This is a genomic window from Prosthecobacter sp. (assembly GCF_044373815.1).
Classification (GTDB): Bacteria; Verrucomicrobiota; Verrucomicrobiia; order Verrucomicrobiales; family Verrucomicrobiaceae; genus Prosthecobacter.
This window is the reverse complement of record NZ_JBIPNG010000031.1, coordinates 1-16,164: the sequence shown is the minus strand read 5'-3', so window position 1 is coordinate 16,164 and position 16,164 is coordinate 1. Positions and strand designations below refer to the sequence as shown.

At 58.7% G+C, this 16,164-nt stretch carries 18 protein-coding genes; 8 read left to right on the top strand and 10 right to left on the bottom strand.

What is annotated here, in order from left to right; translation table 11 throughout:
- Positions 1-2 precede the first annotated feature (2 nt).
- From ACIREA_RS04605 to ACIREA_RS04580, 6 genes are read left to right on the top strand one after another with little or no spacing between them, the layout of a single operon-like run.
- A complete protein-coding gene (locus ACIREA_RS04605) occupies positions 3-437 on the top strand; it encodes a rhodanese-like domain-containing protein (RefSeq protein ID WP_397381019.1) in 435 nt (144 codons plus the stop codon).
- A 47-nt stretch (positions 438-484) separates the two neighbouring features.
- Positions 485-751, top strand: a complete 267-nt coding sequence (locus ACIREA_RS04600) for a GlsB/YeaQ/YmgE family stress response membrane protein (protein ID WP_397381017.1) — start codon at positions 485-487, stop codon at positions 749-751.
- Between the two features lie 45 nt (positions 752-796).
- On the top strand, positions 797-2,947 hold the full coding sequence (locus ACIREA_RS04595; protein ID WP_397381015.1) for a hypothetical protein: 2,151 nt from the start codon (positions 797-799) through the stop codon (positions 2,945-2,947).
- A gap of 58 nt (positions 2,948-3,005) precedes the next feature.
- The gene (locus ACIREA_RS04590) at positions 3,006-4,670 is read left to right on the top strand and encodes an NADH-ubiquinone oxidoreductase-F iron-sulfur binding region domain-containing protein (RefSeq protein ID WP_397381013.1); all 1,665 of its coding nucleotides are present in this window, start codon (positions 3,006-3,008) and stop codon (positions 4,668-4,670) included.
- Positions 4,671-4,695: 25 nt separating this feature from the next.
- Complete coding sequence (fdhF, locus tag ACIREA_RS04585) at positions 4,696-7,467, top strand: formate dehydrogenase subunit alpha (protein ID WP_397381011.1); 2,772 nt, start codon at positions 4,696-4,698, stop codon at positions 7,465-7,467.
- A gap of 23 nt (positions 7,468-7,490) precedes the next feature.
- Positions 7,491-8,513: a hypothetical protein gene (locus tag ACIREA_RS04580; protein ID WP_397381009.1), complete on the top strand. Its 1,023-nt coding sequence runs from the start codon at positions 7,491-7,493 to the stop codon at positions 8,511-8,513.
- 113 nt (positions 8,514-8,626) lie between these two features.
- Here the strand turns inward: ACIREA_RS04580 and ACIREA_RS04575 are convergent, their stop codons facing one another.
- Positions 8,627-8,764: a hypothetical protein gene (locus tag ACIREA_RS04575; RefSeq protein WP_397381007.1), complete on the bottom strand. Its 138-nt coding sequence runs from the start codon at positions 8,762-8,764 to the stop codon at positions 8,627-8,629.
- 166 nt (positions 8,765-8,930) lie between these two features.
- On the opposite strand from ACIREA_RS04575, the gene ACIREA_RS04570 reads away from it, so the two are divergent.
- On the top strand, positions 8,931-9,245 hold the full coding sequence (locus ACIREA_RS04570; RefSeq protein WP_397381005.1) for a hypothetical protein: 315 nt from the start codon (positions 8,931-8,933) through the stop codon (positions 9,243-9,245).
- Positions 9,246-9,279: 34 nt separating this feature from the next.
- Here the strand turns inward: ACIREA_RS04570 and ACIREA_RS04565 are convergent, their stop codons facing one another.
- From ACIREA_RS04565 to ACIREA_RS04555, 3 genes are read right to left on the bottom strand one after another with little or no spacing between them, the layout of a single operon-like run.
- Positions 9,280-10,386, bottom strand: coding sequence for a WD40/YVTN/BNR-like repeat-containing protein (locus tag ACIREA_RS04565; protein ID WP_397381003.1), 1,107 nt, complete (start codon positions 10,384-10,386; stop codon positions 9,280-9,282).
- Between the two features lie 4 nt (positions 10,387-10,390).
- A complete protein-coding gene (locus ACIREA_RS04560) occupies positions 10,391-10,660 on the bottom strand; it encodes a MoaD/ThiS family protein (RefSeq protein WP_397381001.1) in 270 nt (89 codons plus the stop codon).
- Between the two features lie 9 nt (positions 10,661-10,669).
- Entirely contained in the window at positions 10,670-11,944 is a 1,275-nt protein-coding gene (locus ACIREA_RS04555) for an MFS transporter (RefSeq protein ID WP_397380999.1), read from the bottom strand.
- A gap of 82 nt (positions 11,945-12,026) precedes the next feature.
- On the opposite strand from ACIREA_RS04555, the gene ACIREA_RS04550 reads away from it, so the two are divergent.
- Positions 12,027-12,338: a YkgJ family cysteine cluster protein gene (locus tag ACIREA_RS04550; RefSeq protein WP_397380997.1), complete on the top strand. Its 312-nt coding sequence runs from the start codon at positions 12,027-12,029 to the stop codon at positions 12,336-12,338.
- Between the two features lie 466 nt (positions 12,339-12,804).
- Here the strand turns inward: ACIREA_RS04550 and ACIREA_RS04545 are convergent, their stop codons facing one another.
- The 6 genes from ACIREA_RS04545 to ACIREA_RS04520 form a co-directional block, all read right to left on the bottom strand.
- Positions 12,805-13,185, bottom strand: coding sequence for a hypothetical protein (locus tag ACIREA_RS04545; protein ID WP_397380995.1), 381 nt, complete (start codon positions 13,183-13,185; stop codon positions 12,805-12,807).
- A gap of 42 nt (positions 13,186-13,227) precedes the next feature.
- On the bottom strand, positions 13,228-14,172 hold the full coding sequence (locus ACIREA_RS04540; protein ID WP_397380993.1) for a VOC family protein: 945 nt from the start codon (positions 14,170-14,172) through the stop codon (positions 13,228-13,230).
- A gap of 19 nt (positions 14,173-14,191) precedes the next feature.
- Positions 14,192-14,638: a VOC family protein gene (locus tag ACIREA_RS04535; protein ID WP_397380991.1), complete on the bottom strand. Its 447-nt coding sequence runs from the start codon at positions 14,636-14,638 to the stop codon at positions 14,192-14,194.
- Between the two features lie 42 nt (positions 14,639-14,680).
- Positions 14,681-15,166 (bottom strand): SRPBCC family protein, encoded by a 486-nt coding sequence (locus ACIREA_RS04530; protein WP_397380989.1) that lies wholly within the window; start codon positions 15,164-15,166, stop codon positions 14,681-14,683.
- 12 nt (positions 15,167-15,178) lie between these two features.
- Entirely contained in the window at positions 15,179-15,640 is a 462-nt protein-coding gene (locus ACIREA_RS04525; RefSeq protein WP_397380987.1) for a GyrI-like domain-containing protein, read from the bottom strand.
- 20 nt (positions 15,641-15,660) lie between these two features.
- The coding region (locus ACIREA_RS04520) for an SRPBCC family protein (RefSeq protein ID WP_397380985.1) at positions 15,661-16,164 on the bottom strand (504 nt) is incomplete at its 5' end.

Below are 16,164 nucleotides of genomic sequence, written 5' to 3'. Positions count from 1 at the left end.
CCATGCTTCGTCAGGCCACGTTTCTCATCCTGCTCGCTGCCACGGCTGCCTGGGCCACCCGTGAGTGGCACCCGCGTGCCCCGGCGCTGTATCTGGTGGAGGAGCCGCTGCGAAATGACGAGGTCTCCATGCAGGTCATTCAAGAGCGCTGGCAGGGCAAGGTGCTGTGGATCGACGCCCGCATCCAGGAGCAGTATGATGCCGGGCACATTCCGGGTGCGGTTCTGCTGAACGAACAGCATTTTGAGGAGCAGCTCTTTGGTTTGCTGGACACGCTGCAGACCAATACGAAACCCATCATTATCTACTGCAATGCAGTGAAGTGCGATGCCAGCCGCAAAATTCTCGAGCGTCTCAAACAGACATTGCCCATTGAGAACGCCTTTGTGCTGAAGGGAGGCTGGAATGCATGGCAGCAGGTTGCAAAGAAGCAGTAGGAATGGAATTGACGGTACGGGGGCGGACTCCGTAGCATGGCAGCCTTATGTCACTCCAAGGACTTCTTATCTGGTCGGCGCTCGGACTGGTCGCTGGCATTCTGGCGAAATTCATCATGCCCGGCAGGCAGGGCATGAACCCCATCACCACGGTGCTGCTGGGAATCATTGGCAGCATCATCGGTGGCAAGGTCGGCAGCCTTTTCCACTGGGGTGTCGTGGGCGAATTCAGCATCAAAGGCATCGCCACGGCCGTGGGCGGGGCGTTGATTCTGATGTTTGTCTGGCGGCTGCTGTTTGGCAAAAAAGGCTGACGCAGTGCTGGTTGCGGTGCGGACGACACCCTCGTAGTCTTGAGCATGCAAATCTTACGTCTTCTTCTGCTGGCCAGCTTGGCGGTGCTTTCTGCCACGGGCTTCGCGGCTCCACTGACCGGCCAGATGGCCCGGGTGGGTGTCACCGATTCTGACATCGAGGACATACGGCGCTGGCGCGAGCTGCGGCAGTGGATGGATGAAGCGATCAAACAAGGGGCGGCGGGGCTGATTTTCGACATCAACGTCACACAGAGTCACGCCCAAGCTGCGCTGTCTCTGGCGGAGGAGGTCGCCCGGTTGAAAATCAAAACGAAGGCCTATGTGAACACTTCAGCCATCGGTGGCGGTGCTTTGCTGGCGCTGGCCTGTGATGAGATCTGGATGGCTCCCGGTTCCCGCATCGGTGCGGCTCCGCCGAAGGTGCAGACGGGTGAAGAGCTCTCACAAAAAGCGCAGGACACCCTGCTGGCGGAGTCGCTGGCCGTGCTGAAAGCCGGTGCCCGCAGCCTGTGCAAGCTCAAGGGGCATCGCCCTGAAATCGCCGATGCCTTTGTGGATCGCGACAAGGGTTTGGTGCTTGGCACCCTGACGCTGGCGGACAAAGGGGAGCTGCTGCTGCTGGACGCCGACACCGCCGTGCAGGCCGTGGATGGCACACCGCTGCTGGCACGTGCGATCATTTCTGACGTGGAGGCCTTGGCAAAAGCCGCCGAGCCGAAGGGGAAACTGGTCATCCTCAACGCGGTCTGGTATGACCAAACTCTTAAAAAAGCGGTGGCAGCCAAGCCTGCGCCTGAGGTGGAGCCCAAAGCGAGGCAGAGTGAAGTCCCTGCCTTTACCAGCAGCCAAAGCTATGCAGGCAAAGTCGTCGTCATTCCCGTGGGGCAGGACGATCTGATCCTGCCAGCGCGTTTTGAGTTCATGAAGCGCACGCTCACCCGCTGCAACAGCGACGGCGCGGAGGCGGTGATCTTTGAGCTCGATACGCCCGGAGGACTGGCCTGGGACACGATCAGCCTGATGATGCAGGACCTGCAGAATCTCAAGGCGCGCAGCTTTGCCTTTGTGAACACCCGGGCCATCTCCGCCGGCGCCATGATCGCCATGGCGACGAACACCATCTACATGGCGCCCGCCAGCGCCATTGGTGCCTCCACGCCGGTTTCAGGCGACGGCACACCGCTGGCCCAGGCCGAGCGCGCGAAGAACAATTCCGCATTCATGGGCATGGCCCGCACGGTGGTGCGCGAGAAGGGGCACGATGTCCGTATCATCGAAGGGATGATCGACATGGACCGTGGACTCAGCATCAACGGGCAGGTGATCATTCCGAAAGGAGAGATAGTGACGCTGGATTCTGCGCAGGCAACGATGCAGATCGATGGCAAGCCGCTGCTGGCCAAGGGGATCGTCAAATCGATCGAGGAAATCAAACAACTCGAATCCCTGAAGGGGGAGGTCATCACTGCGGAGCCCACGGGCTTTGAAATGATCGCCATCTGGGTCACACGCTATGCGGCGATTTTGATCCTGATCGGGCTCGCGGGTGGATATCTCGAAATGCAGACACCCGGTTTTGGTCTGCCTGGGTTCGTTTCCGTCGCGGCGTTTGCGCTGTTTTTCTTTGGGCACTACGTGGCCGGGAGTCTGGCCGGGCAGGAAACGATGGTCGTGGCGGCTATTTTTGTGGCGGGCATCGTTTTGATCGGCGTAGAACTGCTGGCGGCACCTGGGACGATTCTGCCGGGGATCGCGGGCTTTATATGTGTGATGGTGGCGCTGGTCTATGCGATGTCCGGCTGGGAGGTGCTGCCGCCGAGCGGTGCCAGCGCGGACAGCTTTAACCTTGCTGCGTATGCCACCGGTTTCCGCAATTTTGCGCTCGGAGTGACTGGGGCGGCGGTGATCATCACGCTGGTGTGTCTCTGGCTGCCGGATCTGCGCCCGTTCCGTTCGCTGATCCTGCAAACTTCCGCCGGTGGGACCTTGAATGATGCCCCGGCGATGCGGGATGCCATCCGGGCGCAAGTGGGAGACAGCGGCACGGCTCGGAGCGCTCTGCGCCCTTATGGAACCATCGATATCGGCGGAAGGCTTATCGAGGCGATGGTGGAGGGGGGGTATCTGCAAAGCGGCAGTGCCGTCCGTGTGCGCGAGGTGAGGGGCGAAAAGATCATCGTGGAAGCGGTTTAATCTCAATTTTTGAGCATGCATTCGCAGGTTTTGGTCGTTAATCTTCCCCAACCAACGCATGTCCAAAAATCTCAGTGCCCTCTCTTTCCGCAAAGGTGTCGAAAAAAACGTCTTTGAACGCATGGTCGATGCCGCCGACAAGGCGGGAACGGCTGAGAAGAATGATGTGGTGCACCAGATGGGGCAGGATCACTTGTTTGGGGATGCCATCACGCTCGGAGCTGTTTCCTTCTATGACTTCCTGAAAAAGGAGAATGAGGGCAAGAAGGTGTTCGTCTGCAACGGCAGCGCCTGCTTGTGCGCTGGCACGCAGGACAAACTGCACCACACGCTGGAGACGCATTTCAAAAAAGAGGAGATCGGCCATATTTGCTGCCTGGGCCGCTGCCATGAGGGCGGGGCGCTGCAGTATCAGGGGAAGAACTACTCAGGGCAGAGTGATGACGCACTGGCCGAACTCGTGAAGACGGGGAAGGGGGATGCGGAAGATCGCTATGCGGTGGTGTCGCATCTGCAGCCTGCACAACTCACAGCCGAGTTTCCCGGCATTGACGCATACTACGCGCCGTTTAAAAAGCTCATCGCAGGCGGTGATCGTGACGCGCTGGGCCTTGAACTGAAGGAAAGCGGATTGCGTGGCCGAGGCGGTGCGGGTTTCCCACTGCACTTCAAATGGTCCTCCTGCCGCGCCGCTGAAGGCAAGGACAAATACATCGTCTGCAATGCGGACGAAGGAGATCCAGGAGCCTACATCGACAAATACCTCATGGAGAAACAGCCGCACAGCGTGCTGCTGGGAATGATGGTTGCGGGTTGGTTTGCGGGTGCGGAGAACGGCATACTTTACATTCGCGCTGAGTATCCGGATTCCGTCACGATCATCAATGAAGCCATCGAAGACCTGCGTGCTGCGGGGCTGCTGGGGAAGGACATTTTGGGTAGCGGCTTCAACTTCATGCTGAAGTCCATCAAAGGTGCGGGAGCCTACATCTGCGGTGAAGAAACCGCGCTGCTTGCCAGCCTCGAAGGCCAGCGCCCGGAAGTGCGCACGCGTCCGCCGTTTCCCACCATCGAAGGGCTTTTCCGCAAGCCGACGATCGTCAACAACGTGGAAACCCTGGCAAACATCCACGCAATCCTCACGCTGGGTGGCAAAGGGTACGCGCAAATCGGCACACCGAAGTCCACCGGGCCGAAGCTGCTCTCGCTGGATTCCCATTTCGTGAGGCCCGGGATTTATGAAGTCGCCATGGGCACGCCGTTGCAGACGGTGATCGACCTGGCTGGCGGCTTCAAAACGAAGGTCAAAGCTCTTCAAATTGGCGGGCCGCTCGGCGGCATCGTGCCGATGAGTCACGTCGGAAAACTCACGATCGATTTCGAGTCGTTCAAGTATGAGGGGTTTATGAAAGGTCATGCCGGCGTCGTCAGCATTCCGGAGTCGATGCCGATGATCGAATACATCCAGCATCTTTTCCAGTTCACCGCTGACGAGAGCTGCGGCAAATGCTTCCCCTGCCGCCTCGGCAGCACGCGTGGCAAGGAACTCATCGCCAAGGCGCGGAGCGACAGCAGCTACAAGATCGACCGCGAACTGATCACTGATTTGCTCGATACGATGGAGCAGACTTCCCTTTGTGCTCTCGGTGGCGGTGTGCCGCTGCCCATCAAGAATGCGCTGGAGCATTTTGGTGCCGAACTTAATTCCTATTTCAAAGCCTAGTCTTCATCCCAAAACCACCTCTTTTATGGTCAAGGATCTATCCACTCTCACCGCTTTCATTGATGGCGATGCCTGTCAGTTCAATGAAGGCGACACGCTGCTGAATTTCATCGACCGCCATCGCGGGCGCGGGCATGTGCCGACGCTGTGTGATGCGCCGCAACTGGAGCCTTATGGCGCGTGCCGCGTGTGTTCAGTCGAGGTCGCGTTACAGGCAGACGGGCCGCGCCGCGTGGTGGCCTCATGCCACACGCCGTTGACGGCGGGGATGCATGTGTTTACCGAATCGCCGAAGGTGCGGAAGCTGCGCAAGAACATCGTTGAACTGGTGCTGACGGATCATCCATTGGACTGCCTGACCTGCGAGGTGAGCGGCAACTGCGAACTGCAAACAGTGGCTGCAAAGGTGGGCATCCGCGGGGTGCGCTATCCGGCGGGGGCGAACCATTTGGACCGCAAGAAGGACCACTCGCACGCCTACATGACGTCCGAGCTTTCCAAGTGCATCAACTGCTCGCGCTGCGTGCGTGCGTGCGATGAAATCCAGGGGCAGCATGTGCTTTCGATGCATGGCCGTGGATTCAACGCGAAGATCATCAAGGGACTGGATGAATCGTTTGCCGACTCCGAGTGCGTTTCCTGCGGGGCGTGTTCCCAGGCTTGCCCGACTTCGGCGATCAGTGATGTGTTCTTTTCCAAGTCCATCGAGGCAACGAAGAAGACGCGCACGATCTGCACCTACTGTGGTGTGGGCTGCAATCTCAATGTGGCGACGAAGGGTGATCAGGTGCTGAGCATTCAGGCTCCGGTGGATGCCGAAGTGAACCATGCGCACACCTGCCTGAAGGGACGCTTTGCCTTTAAATTCTACAATCACAAGGATCGCCTGCGGACGCCGCTGATCAAGCAGCCAGATGGACAGTTCAAGGAATCGACGTGGGAGGAAGCTTACGATCACATCTTCGCCAATCTGACGCGCATCAAAAACGATCACGGCGGTCAGGCGGTGGCGGGGATTTCCTCCGCACGCTGCACCAATGAGGAGAACTACCTCATGCAGAAGTTCATCCGTGGCGTCATGGGCACGAACAACATCGACTGCTGCGCCCGCGTCTGCCATTCGCCGACGGCCTGGGGCATGCAGAAGAGCTTTGGCACGGGCGCGGCCACGAACTCGTATGAGGACATCGAGCACACGCGCTGCATCATGGTCATCGGTGCGAACCCGACGGAAGGCCACCCTGTGACGGGTGCGCGTCTGAAGCAGCACATCATGAAGGGCACCCCGCTGATCGTGATTGATCCGCGCAAGATCGAGCTGGTGCCGTATGCGAAGCATCATCTGCAACTGCGCCCCGGAACGAACGTGGCGCTGCTGAACATGTTTGCCCGCTGCATCCTCGATGCCGGTCTCGTGAAGACTGAGTTCGTCAAGAAGCGCTGTGAGAACTGGGATGAGTTTGAGAACGGGCTGCGCGCGCTGGACCTGCCGGCGCTGGAAAAAATCACCGGCGTGAGTTTGGAACTCGTTCGCGCCGCCGCCATCGAATACGCCTCCGCTGAAGCTGCGATGAGCTTCCATGGACTCGGTGTCACCGAGCATGAGCAGGGCGCGAAGACGGTCATGCTCATTTCGAACCTCGCGATGATGACCGGCAATATTGGTCGTCCTGGCGTGGGTGTGAATCCGCTGCGCGGCCAGAACAACGTGCAGGGGGCTGCGGACATGGGCTGCCAGCCGCATCAAGGTGCCGGTTATTTTGAAATGGCCGACGTGGAAGTACAGAAGCGCTACGCAGACTTCTACGGTGTGCCGAGCCCGAGCGAACCCGGTTGGAAAATTCCGCAGATGTTTGACGCTGCCGTCGAAGGCAAGCTGAAGGCACTCTGGCTCATGGGTGAAGATGTGGTGCAGACAGATCCGGATGCGCATCATGTGCGCCATGCGATGGAGAGTCTCGAGTTCCTTGTGGTGCAGGAGATCTTCATGACCGAAACGGCGAAGTATGCCGACGTGATTTTGCCTGCCTCCTCCTTCTTGGAAAAGAGCGGCACCTTTACCAATGCTGAGCGCCGCATGCAGCGCGTGAACGCTGCCGTGAAGCCGCTCGCGGGCACCAAGCCTGACGGCCAGATCATGTGCGAAATCCTGCAGCGCTTTGGCTTCCCTCAGGCGGACTACACGCCGGATGGTGTGCTGGCGGAGATCGCGCAGATCGTGCCTTTCTTCAAAGGAGCGACCTGGGAAAATCTGGGCATCAATGGCAAGCAGTGGCCGGTGAAAGAAGGCGGTGTGGACACGCAGATCATGCATCAGGAGCAGTTCACTCGTGGCAAAGGCCACTTCCATTTCTTCCCATGGGTGGAGTCCAACGAGCTGAAGACCAATGGACAGGAGTTCCCCTTCATCCTCACGACGGGGCGCATTTTGGAGCACTACAACTGCGGCACCATGACGCGCCGCACGGGCAACAGTGAGATCGTGACGCAGGACCTGCTCTCGATTAATCCCGAGGACGCGAAGCGTAAAGGCATTCGCACGGGTGACATCACGCGGCTTTCCAGCGCGCGCGGTGAGGTGGAGCTGGAAGCCCGCGTCACCGATGAGGTGAAGCCCGGGATTCTTTACACCACCTTCCACTTTCCCGATGCCATGGTGAACAACGTCACTGGCCAGGGCTGCGATGGCGACACCCTTTGTCCTGAGTACAAGGTGGTGGCTGCGGATGTGGAGCTCGTCCGCATGGGCAAGCTGAAGAAGAAGCAGAAGGATGGCTTTGCGCCTGCGATGTTGTGAACAATTCCCCAACTTTCGAAGGCATGAGGCATGTCATCACGGGGCTGCTAGTCAGTGTGTTTGGCTGTGCAGTCCTGCATGCCGAAATCCTGACCATACCCGTGGTGGGCCAGGGCTGGCAGATCAAGTTTGAGGGCCCGGTGCTTGCTGTGGAAAGTCGGGAGTACAATGCCGATGGGCTGACCTACCGGGCAAATGCAGGGCGGTTCAATGTCTCAGCTTTTGTGGGAGCGCCGGTCGGCAAGGGTGGCGACAGCAAAGCCTGTCGCGATCACTTCTGGAAGCAGGCCAGCCAGAACCCGATGATTCACAAGGACAGCGTCAAGCAATGGAGCACGCCCATGTGTGAATGCGTGGACTATGTGACCGTGGACGAGAGCCAGGGGGAGAAATCCACCCAAGCACACACCAGCTGCTGCTTCGAACTGCTGGGGAAATGGGTGGATGTGCATGCCTCGGTCATTTCACCGGCCGACGATGACAAGCTGGTGCTGAAGAAGCTGGCGGAGTCTCTCTTTTACTGCACGTTTTCCAGGTTCAAGGGGCCGGGGCAGCAGTTTATTTTGGGCAGCATTGGCCGGGTGCAGATTGATGTGCCGTCGACATGGCGTGCCGGGAACCATTGTGTGACCCAAGGCATCGGAACCGGAGAGCAGCATACGCTGTCGCTTTTTTCCATCGCTGACCCCAATAAGAGCTGGAAGATGACCTTTTTCAACAGTTCGTTGAGCTACAAGACCCTGAACGACATCCAGCAAACGGCACAGAGGTTTGTCGCAGCCGGTTCGGTGGAAGGAGAGGGGCAGATGCAAGAAATCAAGCTCAAGCAGGGTGTCGGGTGCCACGCTGAATACACGGACACCTCCCCCGCTGAAGCAGGAAAAGCCAAAGCCGTCTCAACGGCTTTCGTGGCCCCCGTGCCAGATGTTCTCGTCACGATCAGCATCGTTGCCGAGGATGCGAAAGACCCTGATTTCCTTGCGGCGATTCAGGCGCTGGGAACGATTGAGTGGGAGCAGGCGAAGGCTCCGAAGGGCCAAGAATGAAACGGGCGAGATGGCTGGCAGGCATGCGTTTGGCATGTCAGTTTCACATCCATTTCACACGACTAGCCTTGGAAGGAATGCAATTTAGAGCAGACTGAGTCAGCCGGGAATCTTCATGCCTTGGCCCAGACGATCATGAGCAGCCAGGAGACAGAGCCCATCCAATCTGCCATCAGCGGGCGGCGCATTCTGCGGCTGCTCTTGCTGATCCCATTGCTGGTCTTCGTGCTTTTGGTGGCATGGGTGAGCATCTTGTTTCTGCGCTCAGATGTGGTGTCATTTCGGCCTCGGCTTCCGAAGATTAGGCAGATGATTGAGTCGCAAAAGGCGGCGACGCCCACGCTGCCGCCTTTTCTTATCCAGTGCTTGCATGCGGGAGGCGGCTTGCCAGATCATTTCACCGCCCGGTGTTTGCTTGTGAGATATGGCCTGAGCGAAACCGATGCTTTTCACTGGCATACACGGACGCTTTTTTGGAGTTGGTCTCTGTACTGGCATTTGTCCGAGGCAGAGCGGGACCTGCTCTACTGCGGATGTCTGAACGATGGAGCGGGCCAGACGGGCATTCATCATCTGTCCGAGCGTCTGTTTGGCAAGCCGGTTGAAAAACTCACCGAGCCAGAACTGGCGGCGCTGGCCGTGGCCAGTCGTTCGCCGATTATCTTTCCCAAGAACCGCCCGCGTCTGGACATCATCAGCGGGGATCTGTTGCGCAGCATCAAAGCCGGATGATGCATGGAAGGATGTCACTAATTCTGATCAGGCATCACCCAAACCGCACGCAATAAATGGGAGGCAGATCGGCGCTGAGGCGTTCCCAAGAGTCGCCGCCGTTTTCGCTGATCCAGACGGAGCCTGTGGTGCTGCCGAAGGCGAGGGTGCGGCCATCGCCGGTGACATCGAGGCAGTGGCGATAGACCAGGTGGTACGCATGCTCCTGCGGCAGGCCGTGGCGCAGAGCTTCAAAGGTCTGGCCGCCGTCGCGAGTGCGCATGACGCAGAGGGCGCCATCACAGGCCACGCGTAATTCGTCTTTGATGCCGGGCACAAACCATGCGGTTTGCGGGTCCTGAGGATGCATGGCCACAGCGAAGCCGAAATTGGAGGGATTGGCATTCAGGCTCTCGCTCCAGTTTTTGCCGCCATCCGTGGTGTGGAAGATGCCGTTGTGATGCTGCATCCAGATCGTGTCCGGGTCCGCCCTGCTCCAGGCGATGCGGTGAGGATCTTGAATGCCGGGGTCATAGGCCTGCTCTGGCGGCACGTATTCCGCACGGATGCCGGTGCCGATGTTGGTCCAGCTTGAACCGTTGTCGGTGGACTCCCACACGCCGCCGCAGGAGACGGCGATGAGCAGACGGTGGCGGTTGCGCGGATCGACAAGGATGGTGTGAATACCGGGCCAATCCGCGCCGCCCCCCATCCATTTGGCGCGTCCGGGATCATTCCACAGGCTTTCGACGAGATGCCATGAGGCACCCCCATCAAGTGAGTGAAACAAGCCGCCGGGCAGCGTGCCGCACCACAGCTCACCTGGCACTGCTCCGGCTTCCAGCGCCCAGACTTTTTTCAGGTCCCATGGGATGGGCTGCTGGCTCACGAAATTGACTACGTCTGTCGTGTCCTCCGGTTTGGGCGGGAAGGCCGGGCAGGCGCGCTCCTCCCAGCTCGCGCCCGCATCGTGAGAGGCATGAAATTTGGTGCCGAAATGCCCGTGCTCAACGGCGGCGTAGAGTGTGCCATCACGTGCATCAGGCAGTAGCATGGGCACCTGCACGCCGAGAAAGGAATTGCGGGTGATACGCCACCCAGCAGGTCTGCGTTCTGCTTCGATGAGTCCTTTGCGGGTGCCGAGGTAGAGTTTCGTGCTCATGATTTCATCCTCCTGAGAGTGCCTGCATCACAAAGATTTCCGTATCCGGTCTCACGGCATCCGTTTGCTTTGGCCTGTCAATGATCGCGGTGCCATCCACAAATACGACGACATGCTGCCGCACCGCGCCCTGGTCATCCAGCACGTAGCTGCGCAGCGTGGGATGCTGAGCGAAGACGGCGTACAACGCTTCGCGCACGGTGGCTCCCTCCACCTGGCAGATGGGTGCTGCGGTCTGGCTCGCGAGGTTGGCGGTGAATTGGACCGTGGGCATGGGCGCGTGTTACTCTGGTAAGTCTTCTCCCTGTGTCTCTGGCAGACAAGTGAGGAAAATCAGGCCGAGCAGAAAAAAACCACCGAGGCAGGTGATGGCGGTGCGCAGATCCATGGTGGATTTCATCCAGGCGCTGAGCCAGATAAGCACTGGCGCAGCGAGAAGGCGGCCGGTGTTGAAACAGAAGCCGGAACCCGTGGCGCGCAGATGGGTGGGAAACAGCGCCGGGAAAAACGCTGCGTAGCCCGCATGGATGCCCTGGGCAAAGAAGCCGAACACCGGCAGCAGTACGAGAAGCAGAGTGTAGCTGCCGACATAGGATGGGAGCCAGCAGATGATGGGGGTCATGGCCAGTGCGGCGAGATGCATGATGACAAAGGTCTTTTTGCAGCCCCAGCGTGCGCTCAGTGGGCCAAAGGCCAGCATGCCTGCACCTGCGCCTGCCGTTTGAATGAAACCAAAGGCGATCTTGGATTTGCTGGCCCAGTCGGGATCTCCCGCACGCTTGAGAAAATCAGCGGCGATGTCCTGGCCTGCGACCACCACACCCCAAAATGTGGCGAGTCCCACCATGGCCAGCAGCGCACCGAAGATAGCACGCGAGCGCCAGCGCGAAGTGCCGAGCAATTCACTGAAACTGCCCATGCGCGCGGCCTTGGTTTGCCGCGCCTCTTTCCATGACTCTGGCTCTTTGATGCTGAGCCGGACCCAGAGCACGAGGAGCGCGGGGATGACGCCGAGCATGTAGGCGGTGCGCCATTGGGTTCCCACCCACAGTCCAGAAGCAGCCGCGAGCCACAGGCCTGCCACACTGGTGGCGTGGAAGATACCGCCTGCGCGTTCGCGTGCTTCTTTGGGAAATACTTCGGCCACCAATGCCGCGCCGACGGCCCACTCGCCGCCCACGCCCATCGCGACCAGAAAGCGCAGGACGCCCACTTCCCAGATCTCACCGGCAAAGGCGGTGATGCCGGAGAACACCGAGTAGAAGAGAATAGTCAGAGCCATCACGGGATTGCGGCCCCATTTGTCTGCGAGAGAGCTGAAGAGCAGTCCGCCAAAGGTGCCGCCAAGAAGGAAGATGCCGAGAAAGCGCTCGCCCCATATTTTCACGAGGGGATCATCTGCTTTCACATGCAATAGTTCCGGCAGCATGTCTGCCCGCGTCAGATTGTAGATCTGTCCTTCAAAGGCATCAAAGACCCAGCCGAGTGAAGCTACAAGCAACACCAGCCACTGGTAGCGGGTGACGGTGGAATACCATTTGGGGGACGTGGAAGACATGATTGCGGGAATGAGTCAATCTGAAGGCTGAAGAAATGTCGAAGCTGAAATGAGGAAAAGTGTTATGGGAGGGACTCCTGCCATGAACCTTGACCCATCACCCTGTCAGAGCTGTGGGGCGTGCTGTGCGCACTACCGCGTCTCCTTCTACTGGCAGGAGGCGGTGCAGCGTGGTCTGGATGAAGGCATGCTGGTGCAGGTGAGTCCGTGGCAGGTTTGTTTTCGGGGGACGGAAGCGAAGCCGGTGCGCTGTGTGAATCTGGAGGGCGAGGTTGGCTCTTGTGTTTCATGCCGCATCTATGAGCAACGCACGACGCCGTGCCGGAGTGTGGAGATGGGTGATGAGAAGTGTCTGCAGGCCCGGGCTGCGCATGGGATGGGGGCGCTGGAATGAGGCGTGAACTCACTTGGGCATTGTCGTCCCCGGAACGGCCACGGTATTCCAGCCGTCTTCATCTGGCTTTACGGGCGATATGGTGTCCCAGGTGATGACTTGTCCAGTACAGGTAGCCATGCGACCCATCACACCTATCAGGGTTGAATGCGCGGCGTAGCCAGCATTGTTGCGGACCTTGCCGGTGCGGATGTTTTATGAGGAGCTTGCCACCTTAGCGAGTGCTGGAGCCAGTGGAGAGCGCCTGTTTGCAGACTCCGGTGCCGCGACCGCCGCAGCCGATTTCGGCGGGTGGTCATGGTGGATGGTGGACGGCTTTGTGAACCGTTGTCATCCACACAACCTTTCATTTATGGCTGTTCTTGACTGGAGAAGTGATGTGGGATGACTGCACGTAACGAAGGTCTTGGGACGCTCGACTTGCAGGCAGGAATTCCCGCATCACTTTGAACGCCTGCGGGTCCTCTCAGCGCAGCAGCCCAGCCCAGGCTTTGCGTTCGGACCAGAGCAGAAAGAGAGCGAGAAGGGAGATGATGATGAGCATGGGCTGAAAGATGCCATCACCTGCCACGAAATGATGGAAGGCGAGGATGTTCAGGATGATGGGGCCGAGGCAGAGGAGGCCGAGGTTTCTTGTCTTGGGAACCAAGAGGAGGATGCCGCCGAGCAACTCAAACACCTTCACAAATTTCATGTAACCCGTGGGGCCAAAGGCAGCCATGAAGTGGAAGATGGGGGTGTCCTTGGGGAATTCCTGTGCAGGGATGAGATTGAACAGAACCAAAATGGCGAACATCACGAACAGAAGTCCGAGCAAGGTGGAGGCAACGAGCCGGGCGTATTTCATGGGTGAGCTGGGGTGAAAGAGGAAAGGCAAAATGAGGCTGACTTAGCCGAGGAAGGCGGCGAGGCGGTCGAAGTTTTCTTCGTTGGCCGGGACGCAGATCGGTTTGAAGCGTTCGCAGATTTCGGCGGTTTCAAACTGCATGCACCAGATCATGTGCGTGCCAGATCCGGCATCGCCGAGTGTGATGGTCATGCGGAAGTGGGGGGCGATGTGTTCATAGACGATGCGTTCAGCAGGCGCGATCTCGATGAAGCGGGTATGATTGGCGTAGTCCTTGCCATCAGGGCCGTGCATGGTGAATTTCCAGTCGCCACCGGGGCGGAAGTCGAATTCATCGAAGGTATTGGTGAAGCCTTTGGGGCCCCACCATTGAGCAAGTTGTTTGGGATCGCTGAAGGCGTCGAAAAGCCTGTCGCGGCTCATGTTGAAAACGCGGGTGCTGATGATCTCGGAGGCTGGATCTTGAGGATGGAGCATGGATTGGGGGTGAGATTGCTGGGGCTGGGCCGCTTGCTGGAGGGTGGCGATGTCGAGCTTGATCATTTTCAGCATGGCCTGGGTGACACGAGAGCAGACAGCGGGATCAGGTGAGCTGACGAGGTCCGTCAACACCGTGGGAATGACCTGCCAGATGACGCCGAATTTATCCTTCAGCCACCCGCAATGCACAGGCGTGCCGCCATCGGTGAGAAGCGCTTCCCAATATCTGTCCAACTCCTCCTGAGTCTCGCAGGAGACCACGAAGGAAATGGATTCATTGAAGGTGAACATGGGGCCGCCATTCAGAGCGGTGTAATGCTGGCCGAAGAGTTCAAACTCCACCGTCATCACTGTGCCAGCAGGAGGGCTTGGCGGCCTGTCTTCCTGCGGCACCTCGGCGTAGCGGGTTTTGCGCAGGATCCTGCCGTTTTTGAAAACGGAGAGATAAAAGTCTACGGCCTCTTCGGCACGGTCATGAAACCACAGAAAGGGGCTGATTTTTTGCATGGCAGAGAGAGGTGGGAATTCAAGCAGGTCTGGCATCCGCGGCTGGATCCACGGTGACCATCCAGCCCATGCCAAACTTGTCCTGCAGCATGCCGAAGCGTGAGGACCAGAAAGTCTTGCCTAGAGGCATATTGACGGCACCACCTTCCGCGAGAGCATTGAAGGCGCTCTCTGTCTCGGCTTCCGTCGGCAAAGCGAGCGAGAGCGAGAAGCCGCGAAAGCCTTTGCTCTCTTCCCCGCCGCAGCCGTCGGAGGCCAGGATCACGCTGCTGCCCACCTTGATGCTGGCATGCATGACTTTGCTTTCATAGCCGGCAGGCAGTGTGTCTGGCGGCATGGGGGCGGGGCTGTCGCTGTAGCGCATGAGCATCTGCACTTCGGCACCGATGGCGGATTTGTAAAACTCGAGGGCTTCTTCGCAGCGGCCGCCGAAGAAGAGGTAGGGTTGGATGTTGGACTGGGACATGGGTGAGTGGACGTGGAGCGGTGAGTGTTGCTGAGATGGATGTTACTTGCTCATGAGTTCAACGAGTTGATCGAAAGCTTTGCCCCAGCCGTCCATGAAGCCCATGGCGGCATGCTTTTCGCAAGCTTCTTTGGTCCAGTGGCGGGCGCGGGCAGTGTAGCGGGTTTTGCCATCGGGCAGGGTTTCCCAAGTGAGGATGGCGGTGAAGAAGTGATTCGGATTGGGTTCCCAGTTTGGCAGATAGCCGTCGGTGAAAACGAGCTTTTCATTGGGCACGACTTCGAGGTAGATGCCGACATTGGGGAACTCCTGGCCTTCAGGGCCGCGCATGGTGGTTTTGCAAGTGCCGCCAGGACGGAGATCGATCTCGCAAGCCGTGGTGGTCCAGGGCTTGGGCGTGAACCACTGGACGACGAGGTCGGGCTGCGTCCATCCGGCGTAGAGTTTGGCAGCGGGCACATCGGTTTCGCGTACGAGGACGAGTTCGCGTTCGGAAAGCGGGGATTCGATGGGGGCGGGCAAAGGCATGGTGAGGAAAAGTTACAGGATGGGGTGGTTCAGTTCCGTTTGGTAATCGGCAGGGTTTGGCGTCGTGGATGGATCCGTCAGGTAGCGTTCCCAGAGATTGGGGGCACGGGTGAGGCCCTGATCTTCGATCATGTCGATGAAGTGACCCCAGGCATCGCCGAGACCTTCATAGGACCCGGTGTAAACAGTGTGGGCGACCTTGGCGGCGGGCAGTTCGCTCTGTCTCACCCGACCCACGGATGTTACGGGACCTGAGACGGGCACGCCGACTTCGAAATTGAAGATGCCAGGCGTCATGCCGAAGTGATGAGCAAACACCGGTCCGATGGGCCCGACACCCTGCGCAGAGGCAGCGTTCATCGTTTCCATGATGGCAGGGCCCATGACTTCTTGAATTTTGTCACGTGGTACGGTGATGTGAATCACAGCAGCAGGCTGTGCTTCGGTTTGAACGATGGTGAGAGGCGCGAGCATGGTCGGGCTGATATAAAGTTTCAGAGTTTTGGTGCGGTTTCCGCTACCTTCTTCAAGTTGGCGAGACCTTCGAGAAACTGGTCGCCGCACATTTTTTCGCAGTCCATGAACATGCCCATGATCTTGCCGATGAAGGGTTTCTTGCTCTGCATGACCCAGGTGATCTTGGTGCCGGTGCCTTCGGGGGTGAAGGTGAACTGGACATCACTGGTGCCGGCAAAGGGTCGCACAAAGGCCAGCTTCATGCCGACTTTTTCATTCGGCTTGCTCTCCACCAAGGTGGTGCTGCCTTCGCCCACTTCATTGTTGCCGGACCACTTGTAGATGGCACCGACGCCTTCGGGCGGACCTTCGAGGGACTTCGTCATTTTCGGATCCAGCTTTGACCAGGGGGACCATGAGTCCCATTGGCGGAAGTCGTTCACGATTTTGAAGACTGTCTCAGGCGAAGCTGTGCTGGTGGCGGTGCGGGTGATGTTCATGTCATCGGACTGGAAGGACGCGAGGATGCAGATGACAGCGAT